This is a genomic window from Pantoea rodasii, from assembly GCF_002095465.1.
GTDB lineage: Bacteria > Pseudomonadota > Gammaproteobacteria > Enterobacterales > Enterobacteriaceae > Pantoea > Pantoea rodasii.
In genome coordinates, this window is record NZ_MLFP01000016.1 from 54,027 (window position 1) to 66,360 (window position 12,334).

Annotated in this window: 8 protein-coding genes and 3 pseudogenes; all 11 read right to left on the reverse strand. The window is 54.4% G+C overall.

Annotated elements, in window-relative coordinates:
- Positions 1 to 17: 17 nt before the first annotated feature.
- Positions 18 to 1,361: an ECA oligosaccharide polymerase gene (gene wzyE / locus HA45_RS17950; RefSeq protein ID WP_100701473.1), complete on the reverse strand. Its 1,344-nt coding sequence runs from the start codon at positions 1,359 to 1,361 to the stop codon at positions 18 to 20.
- Positions 1,358 to 2,427: pseudogene (gene wecF / locus HA45_RS17955) on the reverse strand (TDP-N-acetylfucosamine:lipid II N-acetylfucosaminyltransferase). The gene wzyE and the pseudogene wecF overlap by 4 nt, the downstream one beginning before the upstream one ends.
- Positions 2,424 to 3,677 carry a lipid III flippase WzxE gene (gene wzxE / locus HA45_RS17960; RefSeq protein ID WP_100701475.1) on the reverse strand — a complete coding sequence of 418 codons (1,254 nt, stop codon included), beginning with the start codon at positions 3,675 to 3,677 and terminating at the stop codon, positions 2,424 to 2,426. Before wzxE ends, wecF begins: the two are co-directional and overlap by 4 nt.
- Entirely contained in the window at positions 3,677 to 4,807 is a 1,131-nt protein-coding gene (gene rffA / locus HA45_RS17965) for a dTDP-4-amino-4,6-dideoxygalactose transaminase (protein WP_100701476.1), read from the reverse strand. Before rffA ends, wzxE begins: the two co-directional genes overlap by 1 nt.
- Positions 4,807 to 5,502, reverse strand: a complete 696-nt coding sequence (gene rffC / locus HA45_RS17970; RefSeq protein WP_100701477.1) for a dTDP-4-amino-4,6-dideoxy-D-galactose acyltransferase — start codon at positions 5,500 to 5,502, stop codon at positions 4,807 to 4,809. The genes rffA and rffC overlap by 1 nt, the downstream gene beginning before the upstream one ends.
- A gap of 18 nt (positions 5,503 to 5,520) precedes the next feature.
- A complete protein-coding gene (gene wecC / locus HA45_RS17975) occupies positions 5,521 to 6,780 on the reverse strand; it encodes a UDP-N-acetyl-D-mannosamine dehydrogenase (RefSeq protein WP_100701478.1) in 1,260 nt (419 codons plus the stop codon).
- A 2-nt stretch (positions 6,781 to 6,782) separates the two neighbouring features.
- Positions 6,783 to 7,907 carry a non-hydrolyzing UDP-N-acetylglucosamine 2-epimerase gene (gene wecB, locus HA45_RS17980; protein ID WP_100701479.1) on the reverse strand — a complete coding sequence of 375 codons (1,125 nt, stop codon included), beginning with the start codon at positions 7,905 to 7,907 and terminating at the stop codon, positions 6,783 to 6,785.
- Between the two features lie 10 nt (positions 7,908 to 7,917).
- A pseudogene (wzzE, locus tag HA45_RS17985) lies at positions 7,918 to 8,966 on the reverse strand (ECA polysaccharide chain length modulation protein).
- A 36-nt stretch (positions 8,967 to 9,002) separates the two neighbouring features.
- Positions 9,003 to 10,081: pseudogene (wecA, locus tag HA45_RS17990) on the reverse strand (UDP-N-acetylglucosamine--undecaprenyl-phosphate N-acetylglucosaminephosphotransferase).
- 278 nt (positions 10,082 to 10,359) lie between these two features.
- Positions 10,360 to 11,619, reverse strand: a complete 1,260-nt coding sequence (rho, locus tag HA45_RS17995) for a transcription termination factor Rho (RefSeq protein WP_084933178.1) — start codon at positions 11,617 to 11,619, stop codon at positions 10,360 to 10,362.
- A 345-nt stretch (positions 11,620 to 11,964) separates the two neighbouring features.
- Positions 11,965 to 12,297 carry a thioredoxin TrxA gene (gene trxA / locus HA45_RS18000; RefSeq protein ID WP_003851963.1) on the reverse strand — a complete coding sequence of 111 codons (333 nt, stop codon included), beginning with the start codon at positions 12,295 to 12,297 and terminating at the stop codon, positions 11,965 to 11,967.
- Positions 12,298 to 12,334 lie beyond the last annotated feature (37 nt).

Below are 12,334 nucleotides of genomic sequence, written 5' to 3' on the forward strand. Positions count from 1 at the left end.
AATCATTTTCCCAAAGGTTAAGACAGGCTATGAACCACCGGCTCGCTGCGAGCGCGAATCAACCCCGCGCGCGCTAACAGCCAGTACAACAATTTAGCCACCGCCATGCAGGCAGCAAAAATAAGACAAAAGAACACCACGCGCGATCCGAAAGCATCCAGCCCTTCACGCGCCAGCACGATCATGTTGAACACCGCGCCAAAGCAGAAACTTTGCAGGATCGCCCCGCTATAGCGATTGGAAGCATCACGGCCCTGCTGATAGAGGCTATCGAACCCTTTCATCAGCCAACCCACGGCAATCGCGCCGAGCGGGATAAACCAGACGCCCCCCATCACCAATAGCGAGCCCAGTAGAGTCGGTGAAATCGCCAGTCCTGAATGGTTGTTCAGCACTTCCCAGGTAAAGTAGTTGGCGCTGTTGAGCACAATCGATGGGCGTCCTGGCCATAGCCAGCTCGGAATAAAGACATAAAAGTCACGCCAAATCGGTGCCAGCCCCTGGAAATCAATCTTGTCGTAATTCTGCAATAACAGCGCGAGGTTTTCCCAGGGTGAGAAGGTATCACGTGTTAAATACAGGAAAGTATAAAACGCCTCGTCACCCACCACATCAAGGTTATAACGCCGTAGCGCCAGCCAGAACATGCCCGCAATCGCCATCACGCCTGCCCCCACCAGCATCCATAAAGTGATCCAACCGCGCGTAATACCAATGAACAGGAACAGAGCGAAAGCGATAATGATGTTGGCACGCGTCCCGCCCACCAGCGCATAGGTCAGTAAACCAAACGCCACCGACACCAGCAAAAACCACAGCCACTGGCGCTGCGTGGGGTTGAGGAAATAGCGGATCAGCATCGCCGGAATAAAGAAGTAGAAGAAACGTTTGAGCGCCACACCCGACACTTCGCTGGAGAAGATCTGGTTATAGGCAGAGAGTCGGAACAGCAGCAGGCCGTTATGCATAAAGAACACCGTCACCGTGCCAATCGCCACCAGCGCCAACAACAAGCACGTCAGATGGGTTTCGACACGGTTCATCTGCAGCCAGGGTTTGCGCGGCGTGGCGTTAATCGGCCTTAAACGGACTTTATAGCTGACGTAATAGATGGCGTAGAAACTGGTGGCGGCCAGCAGCGCCTGTAGCAAGAATGCCACTGGCACCACTTCCACATTGAAGCGGAAAACCAGCACACTAGTCAGGGGGAAGCCAAAGTAAAACGTCAATAAATACAGAATGGTAAAGAACAGGTGGAAGTTAAAACGCACCCGTTTAAATTCCCGCCAGGTCAAAGTCAAAATGAAACCCAGCGAGAACAGATAAACCACCAGCAGACCACTAAACTGCATCAGGCTCATGTTCTCTCCCTTTCGCTCAGGGTCAATGCGTTGCGCCAGCCTGCCAGATAGCCAGGAGCAAAAAAGCAATCGCGGATTTATCACAGTGCGCCAACTGGCGCTGCGCTTCGGCAACGCTGGACGCATCCAGTGCATCCTCGCTGAATAAAACCGGTAAACCCTGCTCACTGAGATCGCGCCAGAATGGATTCTTTCGGTTCAGTACAAAAGGAATATTGGCCTGGATTAACAAACACAGCGTTCCAATACCCTGTTGACGTTCGAACATAAAATAGCCGAGCTGGCAGCCACTGAGCAATCGCAGATAGGTGTCAAAATCTATCTTGTTGCGCAATAACGTGACTTGCCCCTGCGGGAACAGATGTAGCGCAGCGGCGGCGATCTCGTCGAGATAGGCGTGATTATTTTCCGGGTAACCGAGCGGCACCAGCACTTTCACGTTTTCGCCAAACTGGGTACGAATCGCCTGCAAGCCTTCCAGGTGGCGGTTACTGCGATCGCCAGAATTGCCCAGCAATAGCGTCAATTCCTCTCCTGCCGCTGCGGCTGGTACCGCAGCTTCGGGCATGCGGGTGGGGAAATAGAGCAGCGACGTCGGCACACGTGAATGACGCTGCTGGTAGTGATGCAGATCTCCGCGCGTAGCGAATACGTGAGCAAGGCGACGTTGTGCCATGCGGCGCAGCAAATAAAAAAGCTGATACTTCAGGCCGCGTCCCTCTTCGTACAAATCCGCGCCCCACACATGCCAGAACGCCTGCTGACGCTGCAGTTTGCCGCTCAGCAGCGCTAACCAGATGTGCGGATTGAACTGGCCATGAAAGAAGAAACGTTGCGAACGATTGGCGGCACGGGCCACCACCGCCTGTGCCAGATCGCGCTTGCTGCTAAAAGTTTCGATATGCAATGCGGTGTAGGCCTGCAGAGACGCTGGCGCAGAGGTCACCACCATGAACTGACGCGGGGCATCACCCGGCAGTTCGGCAGGCATCACTTCATTAAAGAAGCGCAACACCGTGTGGTTGTGATGTGGGATATCCGATCCCAGCACGTGAAATAGAGTCATTTTTTCCGGCAATAAATCATGAAAGCGCCACAGCAAAGGGCGAAGTAAAGCACGTAGGTCGCCATATAGGCTTGTGCGGCTCCGGCAGTACCATGCAAAGGGATCAGCCAATGAGAGAACGCCGTCAGCAGCGTGAACTGGCTGATTTCCATCAGAATATAGAAACGCAGCGACGCCTTAGCGATCACCAGGTAGCCAAAAACATAGGCGCCCACTTTAAAGACGTCACCGCATAACTGCCAGACAAACAGGTCACGCATCGCGGTAAACTGCGGGGAAAACAGTAACCAGATCGCCACATCACGCAGTAACCACACGCAAAAGCTGGCTGCCGCCACGGCGGGCAGAACAAAACGCAGGGCACGCCCTATTTCACGCGCGATTTGCGGTTTGCTTTCCAGTCGTGCCAGCGTCGGCAATAACCAGACGCTAAAGGTAGCGGTGATAAACTGCAGGTAGGCATCAGAAATACTGGTGACGGCTTGCCACAATCCCACCTGCGCCCAACCCTGCTGCTCAGCCAGCAGATTTCGCATCATCACCCACGCCACCGGCAACGTGACGGAGGTGATTAACGCCATCAGAGTAAACTTCGCCAGATTGCGCGCTAACTCAGGATGCCACGTCGGTTTTAACCAGCGCAGTGGCAGTACCTGACGATGATGACGCAGCATCAGCAATGCCGGGAACACTAACAGTGCAGGCACCAGCGCTAAACCGACTAACGCTCCGGCATAGCCGCCCAGCCACCAGCACAGCACATAGCCTACAACGCCCACGAGGCTGCCGCTAATCAGCGCCAGCGCATTGCCGCGCGCATCGCGAAAGCCCTTGAGCAATGCCAGCGTCAGATTGGCCCAGGCAATGCCGAACTGCAAAAAGGCCACGATCCTCACCACATTGGCATAGTCGTCATGACCAAACAGCGCCTGGCTGATCGGCCCTGCTGCCAGCAAGAACACCAGCGCCACCAGCGTGGAAAAGCCGATCACCATGCTCGATGCCGTGCCGGTTACCGCACGAAGCTGCTCCGGCTGTTGCTGGAACTGGGCGATGTAGGTAGTGACGCCGTTGAAAATGCCCGCGCCGGCCAATACACCCAATACGGTAATCAGCTGACGAAAGTTACCGGCTTGCCCAACGCCCTCGGGCCCGAAGCTTACTGCCAGCAGTTTCACCACCAGTAAACCGGCGATGATTTTTACCAGCGTTGATGAGGCTGTCCAGACCGAGGCTTTGGCTAACGACATCAGGCAAAGAAACTCAGCAGCGAACTGATAACCGTGCGCTGATTGTTGTCCGACAAGTTATAGAACAGCGGCAGGCGCAGCAGGCGCTCACTCTCTTTGGTGGTGAAGCGGTCATCGCCGTGGAAGCGACCAAAACGTTCACCGGCTGGCGAAGAGTGCAAGGGAATGTAGTGGAACACCGTGAGGATTTCCGCCTCTTTCATCCAGTTGATAAGCGCCTGGCGATCGTCGCTGTCGCGCAGTTTGATGTAAAACATATGCGCGTTGTGAAGGCAATTTTTTGGCACCACCGGTAGCTCGATGCGTCCTGCCGCCGCCAGCGGTTGCAGCGCATCATAATAGCGCTGCCACAGGCGCAAACGCTGCTGATTAATGCGCTCAGCCGCTTCCAGCTGCGCCCACAAATAGGCCGCCTGCAAATCGGCCATGAGATAACTCGAGCCGATATCACGCCAGGTGTATTTATCCACCTGGCCACGGAAGAACTGGCTACGGTTAGTGCCCTTTTCGCGGATGATCTCCGCGCGCTCCACCAGCTTCGCGTCATTGATCAGCGTTGCGCCACCTTCACCGCCAGCGGTGTAGTTTTTGGTTTCATGGAAGCTAAAGCAGCCAATGTGGCCAATGGTGCCGAGCGCACGTCCCTTGTACTGCGACATCACGCCTTGTGCGGCATCCTCAATCACAAAGAGCTGATGCTTCGCCGCCAGCGCCATAATACTATCCATCTCACAGGCCACGCCCGCATAGTGCACCGGCACAATTGCGCGGGTTTTCTCAGTGATCGCCGCTTCAATCAAAGTTTCATCGATATTCAGCGTGTCAGGGCGTACATCAACAAACACAATAACCGCACCGCGCAGCACAAAGGCATTGGCGGTGGAGACAAAGGTATAACTCGGCATGATCACTTCATCGCCGGGCTGGATATCAATCAGCAGCGCGGCCATTTCCAGTGATGCGGTGCAGGAGGGTGTCAGCAATACCTTTTTGCTGCCAAAGTGCTGCTCCATCCACTGCTGACAGCGACGCGTAAAACCGCCATCACCACAGAGTTTGCCGCTGGCCATTGCCGACTGCATGTATTCAACTTCGCTGCCGACAATCGGCGGTGCATTAAATGGGATCATCAGTCTTTCCTGTAAAACCAGTAAGCGGTGCTTTCCAGCCGGGCACCGCTGCGTAAATAGAGGCGCATCGCCGTGAGATTGCTGAGTTGTGTCGCCACATACAGACGCTCAAGATGCCGCACACGGCCCCAATCTGCTGCGGCCAACAGCAAGCGTTGCCCGATGCCTTTACCCTGCGCGTCAGGCAATACTGCGAGCAAGCCGATACGCGCATCGCCGTTTATTTCACGCATTGAGACGAAGCCCTGCAAGCTACCGCTTTCATCGCTGGCCACCAGGCATTGGTGATCGAAAGTGCCGCGCACCGCGTTCTCAATCCATTGCGCGTAAAAGCGCCCGCTGTCATCGGCGTTGAACCAGGGCGCACGAAAACGGCTTTGGCGGAATGCCTGCGATGCCGCTTCACGTAATGCTGGGATTTGCGCTTCACGTGCAATGCGCACGCCGAGCTGGCGCTCGGTGCGTTTGATATTGATGACGAGATCGGCCTCTCCTTCCACCAGCTGAAAGCCGTGCTGGCTCAAGGCATCAATGACGTCCGTGCGCTCGGCCGGCACTTTGGCCTGCCATAGCGTATCGGGCTGCTGCAGCGCTTCCGCCAGGGAGTGATCGCCATCCAGTTCGACACGCGCGCTGTTCACGCCAAAGAAATCGCTTTCCCACGTAAGGGGATTAATACTGACGCGGACGGGCATGGAGACGCTCCTTTGAGTTTATCGCCAGACACCTTTGGTATCGACAATCCACGGCTGCATGACCTGGCTTGCATCAATCGCACGGAACTGCGCGTGGTCGACCAGCATCACCACGACATCAGCGCGTTGCAGCGCTTCGGCGGTAGAAGCCAGCGTGGCCTCATGCGCCAGTCGGGCGGGTATTTCGGTGATGTGTGGCTCCACCACCAGCGTCGGCCCGCTGTGCCACTCGGCGATCAGGTGTGCCACCGTCATTGCTGGGCTTTCACGTAAATCGTCAATGTTAGGTTTGAAGGCCAGGCCGAAGCAGGCAATCGTCACCTCGCTGGCGCGTTTACCGCTGGCAGTCAGGCAATCGGCAAGCTGCTGTTTGACCTGATCCAACACCCACGTGGGTTTCGCATCATTCACTTCGCGCGCGGTGCGAATCAAACGTGCCAGTTCAGGATTTTGCGCCACGATAAACCACGGGTCGACAGCGATGCAGTGTCCGCCAACGCCCGGTCCGGGTTGCAGGATATTGACGCGCGGATGGCGGTTCGCCAGTGCAATCAGTTCCCAAACATTGATGTGTTGTTCCGCGCAGATCAGCGATAGCTCGTTGGCGAAAGCAATATTCACATCGCGGAAACTGTTCTCGGTGAGTTTGCACATCTCGGCAGTACGCGCGTTGGTTTCCACACACTCACCGCGCAAGAAGATGCGATACAGTTCACTGGCCCGCGCTGAGCAGACGGGCGTCATGCCGCCAATCACGCGATCGTTTTCCAGCAGTTCCACCATCACTTTACCGGGCAGCACGCGCTCCGGGCAGTAAGCGATAAACACGTCACAGTCATCATCGTGCTGCGGGAAACGAAGATCAGGGCGGGCATCGGCCAGCCATGCGGCCATCTGTTCAGTGGCGCCGACCGGGGACGTGGACTCCAGGATCACCAAATCGCCCGCTTTCAACACCGGCGCAATCGAAAGCGCCGCGGCCTGAACATAGCTGAGATCCGGTTGATGATCGCCAATAAAAGGCGTGGGCACGGCAATCAGGAAGGCATCAGCGGGTTCCGCTTGCGTGGTGGCACGCAGGAAACCGGCTTGCACTGCATCACGTACCACTTCAGCCAATTCCGGCTCTACGATGTGAATCTCACCGCGATTAATGGTATCGACCGCGCGGACACTGATATCCACGCCAATCACTTTTTTTCCCTTTGAGGCAAAAACGGCTGCCGTTGGCAGCCCAATGTAGCCCAGTCCGATAACGGAAATGGTTTCAAAACGCATAATTATACTCTGTGTTGTTTGAGTGCCTGCAGGATGCGTGCGCAGGCATGGCCATCGCCATACGGATTGTGCGCTCGGCTCATGACCTGCCAGGCTTCGTCATCGTGCAACAACTGGCTGACTTCAACGACAATCCGGTTGATATCTGTTCCCACCAATTTTACGGTTCCGGCATCCACGGCTTCCGGGCGTTCGGTGGTATCGCGCATCACCAAAACCGGTTTACCCAATGACGGTGCTTCTTCCTGAATACCGCCGGAATCGGTTAGGATCAGCCAGGAACGGTTCATTAGCCAGACAAACGGCAAGTACTCTTGCGGCTCGATCAAAATGATATTCTCGATCCCGCTGAGAATGCGGTTTACCGGCTCGCTGACGTTGGGATTGAGGTGCACCGGATAAACGATTTGCGCCTGCGGATGCTGACGCGCTATCTGCGCCAGCGCGCTGCAGATACGTTCAAAACCGCCGCCAAAGCTTTCGCGGCGATGGCCAGTGACCAGAATCAGCTTTTTCTCAGCGTCGAGGAACGGATAACGCGCCGCTAAGCGCGCGTTAAGATCGGCATCATCCAGCACCCGATCGCGCACCCACAGCAGCGCATCAATCACCGTATTGCCGGTGACAAAAATGCGCGCATCTGGCAGATTTTCACGCAGCAGATTCTGGCGCGAATTTTCGGTCGGCGTGAAGTGATAGCTGGCCAAATGGCCGGTCAAGGTGCGGTTGGCCTCTTCTGGCCACGGTGACATCAGGTTGCCGGTGCGTAATCCGGCTTCCACATGCCCCACCGGAATTTGATGATAGAAAGCGGCCAGGCTGGCGGCGAAGGTGGTGGTGGTGTCACCGTGAACCAGCACCAAATCGGGTTGGAAATCGGCCAGCACCGTTTTCATCCCCTGCAAAATACGGCTGGTGATCTCCGTCAGCCCCTGTTCCGGGCGCATGATATTCAAATCATAATCGGGCTGTAGCTGGAACAGCCGCAACACCTGATCCAGCATTTCGCGATGCTGCGCAGTGACGCACAGGCGTGACTCAAACGCAGCATCCTGCGCCAGTGCCTGCACCAGCGGAGCCATTTTGATCGCCTCAGGACGCGTGCCAAATACGGTCAGAACTTTCACGTGGCTTCTCTTAATGGCTCGTTGGTGACGTTGGGCGCGGACGACGCATCAGCGCGACGCCTGAACCCACCAGCGCGCCAATGACGCCCCACATGATCATCATAAACAGACGGCGCGGACTATCGCGCGACACAGGCTCCTCTGGCGTGCGCAGATAGCGATAGGTCTGGAACGGTTTGTCCAGCCGCGCGCCTGCCTGCAACGTGCTCAGCATGGCTTTGTTTGATCATAGCTCAAATCGTAAGCGGGTCCGCTGGCCTGCAGCGTATCCAGCTGGGCCTGCAACATTTGCTGTCCCAGCAGGAAGCGATCGCTGTCCGGCAATGCCTCACCGAGGGCCGGTGCGCGGTTTTCTTTAATGCCCTGCTGGCTGGCCACTTTCAACGCTTGCTCAATGCGCTGACGCTGACGATCGAATACCGCCTGCGCCACGTCTTGCTGGCGGTTAACCTGTGCCTGCAGTTGGGTGCTTCTCGCCTGCCACGCCCCTTTTAATTCTGCATTCAGATGACGCGCCGCGCGTTCGCTGGCATAAGCAATGTACTGGCGCAGCAGATTATTAGCATCGCTGGCGGTTTCGGCAATTAACTTGATGTTATCCAGCGTGTTGTGCGCCGCATCGGCAGGCGTGAACTGAATATTGGTGATCATATCGTCGAGCAGTGCGGCGTCGTTGTGGGCGTTGCCACTTTTGCGACTTTTGAAGTAATCGGTCTGCTGCCAGAAATCACGACGTGTATCCCAGGAGGCCAATTGCATGGTGAACTCCTGATACACCTCATCCATCACCGTGGGTGCTGGCGTGTTGAGGTTGAGCGTGTTAGTACGCACATCGAGGTTATTGAGGAATTGCTGCTGCACGAAGAAGTCACCCAACATGTTCACCGTCGGACGGTCGGTGACAGCCGTGGTGCTCCAGGCTTGTTTCATCAACATCGAGGCGAGCCATGCCAGTAGGGCAAACAGCAACGCAAAGCCGACAATCCAGCGCTTACCGCGCCACAGCGTGCAGCCGAGGCCGCGCACATCCAGTTCGTTCTCCACAACCACAGAGGTCATAACAAAAGTCCTTATCAGGGTACTGATCGGGGTAACTTATTTTTTATCTTCGCCGCTGCTTTGCCAGCGGCGTTTTATACGACGAATTTTGCGCGCGACGCGCCAGGCATGTTTCAGGCAATAGCCGTAAAGGAAAAACGCCATCAGGAACAACACCAGCATCACCCATTCGGGGATGAAGGCGAGGTATTCGCCCAGCACGCCGATACCGGCTAACAGCGCTGCGGCCACGGTGATCAGGACAAATGCCTGACGTGAAGTAAAACCTGCGCGCATGATCAAATGGTGAATATGCTGGCGGTCCGCAGAAAACGGGCTCATACCTTTGCGCAGGCGGCGATACATAATCGCCACCATGTCCATGAGCGGGATGGCAATCAGCCACAGCGCAGTGACCGGGGTGATGGGATGACTCAATCCCTGAGTGGTTTCCAGCAGAATCCAGATGATGGTGAAGCCAATCATGGTGCTGCCTGCATCGCCCATAAACACTTTATAGCGGCGACCAATCAGGCCCAGATTGAGCAAAATATAGGGGATGGTGGCGGCGATCATGGCAAAACACCACATCGCGAGACTGGTTTGACCGTCGAAATAGAGGATGATACCCATCGCGGCGAAGGTCACACTGGCGAGCCCGCCCAGCAAACCATCAATACCATCCACCATATTAAAGGCATTAATGGCCGCCCAGACGGCGAACAGCGTCAATACATAGCCAAAGGGCCCTACCACCAACTCCACAGGGCCGATGATAAAGCCCAGACTGAGCAGATAGAGCTTGGCGCCGACCATCATCACAACGGCGACCGTCGCCTGAACCAACGCACGAATTTTAACGCTGATATCAAAGCGATCGTCTAACGCGCCAACCAGCACTAAAACGCCTGCGCAGCTTAAATAGAGCGCCGCATGCGGCAAATAATAATTTGAGATGGCGAAAGCAAAGCAAATCCCTGCATAAACTGAGATGCCACCTACTAACGGAATGGCGCCATGGTGTCGTTTTCTCGAATTAGGTGTGTCCACTAGCCCAATTTTTTTAGCGGCTTTACGGGCAAAAAATAGGAACACTAAAGTAAAAAGAAAAACTAAAACCAAAGCTCAGTACTCATAGTGAGTAAATTCACGTTAACGCTCTCAGCTAAAATCATCGACAACAATATGCAAGACTCTTGCCATTGCCGTATATCCTTTGTCCGAATTATGCCTGCGAAAAGTCTGATTGCTGAAAAATCCAGCATCCTTCAGGCACAATCCTCATAATGCTTCCTGACTGGGCTAATCCTAATGCCCATAAATGAAAAACGCCACGTTAAGACGTGGCGTTAGCAATAAATCCTGGCAAATTGTGCGCACAAATCGCTTCGCTTAGCGATTCAGTTTCGCCAACTTACGAGCGCTTCATCATATCGAAGAATTCGTCGTTGGTTTTCGTCATTGCCAGTTTATTGATGAGGAACTCCATCGCGTCAATTTCACCCATTGGATGGATGATTTTGCGCAGGATCCACATTTTCTGCAGCTCTTCCTGCGTGGTAAGCAGCTCTTCTTTACGCGTACCAGAACGATTGTAATCAATCGCTGGGAAGACACGTTTTTCGGCGATTTTACGCGACAGGTGCAGTTCCATGTTACCTGTACCTTTAAATTCTTCGTAAATCACTTCGTCCATCTTCGAACCGGTATCAACCAGCGCGGTCGCGATGATGGTCAGGCTGCCACCCTCTTCCACATTACGTGCTGCACCGAAGAAACGCTTCGGACGATGCAGGGCGTTGGCGTCGACACCACCGGTCAACACTTTACCAGAAGCCGGTACTACGGTGTTATAAGCACGCGCCAGACGGGTAATGGAGTCAAGCAGGATGATAACGTCTTTCTTGTGTTCGACCAGGCGCTTAGCCTTCTCGATCACCATCTCAGCAACCTGAACGTGGCGTGAAGCCGGTTCGTCGAAGGTTGATGCGATAACTTCGCCTTTCACCAGACGCTGCATCTCGGTCACTTCTTCCGGACGCTCGTCAATCAGCAGCACCATCAACACGCAATCAGGATAGTTGTAGGCGATGCTCTGTGCGATGTTCTGCAACAGCATGGTTTTACCGGCTTTCGGCGGTGCCACAATCAGACCACGCTGACCACGACCAATCGGTGATGCCAGATCCAGCACGCGAGCGGTCAGATCTTCAGTTGAGCCATTACCGCGCTCCATACGCATACGATTATTTGCATGCAGTGGCGTGAGGTTTTCGAACAGAATCTTGTTACGCGCGTTTTCCGGCTTGTCGTAGTTAACTTCGTTAACTTTCAACAGCGCAAAGTAACGTTCACCCTCTTTTGGCGGGCGAATTTTACCAGAAATGGTGTCACCAGTGCGGAGGTTGAAACGGCGGATTTGGCTAGGAGAAACGTAGATATCATCGGGACCGGCGAGGTAGGAGCTGTCTCCAGAACGGAGGAAACCAAATCCGTCCTGCAATATCTCCAGCACACCATCACCAAAGATGTCTTCGCCACTTTTCGCATGCTGTTTAAGGATAGAGAAAATAATATCCTGTTTACGCATACGTGCCTGGTTTTCCAGACCCATATTTTCGCCGAGGGTAATCAGCTCAGAAACCGGCGTGTTCTTTAATTCGGTAAGATTCATAGTGAGGGTTCTTAAACTCGGGGTAATTCTCGGAATGATTGTCGTGAGTGGTATGGCGAAAATTCCATGCCTGTTAATGGCTCTTTTTTCAACTCTGCTCGACGATTATCGTCTGATGTGGCGATAGGAAACGAAGAGATGGTCGAAAGGTGATGCCGAATGTGCTAGTCATCAGATTGCCAAACCACGATAACGTTCAATGCGAGCAGGGTCTGACAAGGGAAAACTTTAGATGCAAACTACAAGGTAAGTGCGTAATGCAGTGAGGTCAACTTAACACGCCTTAAAGGAGACGTCCAGCAGTGGCGAAAAAATTCACCACTGCGGAACAACGCCGTGCTGGGCTTAGGCCAGGTTAGCGTTCAGGAACTCTTTCAACTGGCCTTTAGACAGTGCGCCAACCTTGGTGGCAGCCACTTCACCGTTCTTAAACAGCAGCAGCGTCGGGATACCACGAATGCCATATTTAGGCGCAGTGCCCGGGTTGTCATCAATGTTCAACTTGGCGATGGTAAGCTTACCGTCGTACTCTTCTGCAACTTCGTCGAGAATGGGGGCGATCATTTTGCAAGGACCACACCATTCTGCCCAGAAATCTACCAGAGTGACACCGTCGGCTTTCAGCACGTCAGTGTCGAAACTGTCATCGGTCAAGTGAACGATTTTATCGCTGCTCATGTTTAACTCCAAAGATTGTGCCTGGCGAATTGGCGTA

Bases quoted from the DNA above. Each gene is read 5' to 3' on its own strand.
- wzxE (WP_100701475.1), bottom strand. From the start codon at position 3,677: ATGTCGTTAGCCAAAGCCTCGGTCTGGACAGCCTCATCAACGCTGGTA.
- wecC (WP_100701478.1), bottom strand. From the start codon at position 6,780: ATGCGTTTTGAAACCATTTCCGTTATCGGACTGGGCTACATTGGGCTG.
- rffA (WP_100701476.1), bottom strand. From the start codon at position 4,807: ATGATCCCATTTAATGCACCGCCGATTGTCGGCAGCGAAGTTGAATAC.
- rffC (WP_100701477.1), bottom strand. From the start codon at position 5,502: ATGCCCGTCCGCGTCAGTATTAATCCCCTTACGTGGGAAAGCGATTTC.
- wzyE (WP_100701473.1), bottom strand. From the start codon at position 1,361: ATGAGCCTGATGCAGTTTAGTGGTCTGCTGGTGGTTTATCTGTTCTCG.
- rho (WP_084933178.1), bottom strand. From the start codon at position 11,619: ATGAATCTTACCGAATTAAAGAACACGCCGGTTTCTGAGCTGATTACC.
- trxA (WP_003851963.1), bottom strand. From the start codon at position 12,297: ATGAGCAGCGATAAAATCGTTCACTTGACCGATGACAGTTTCGACACT.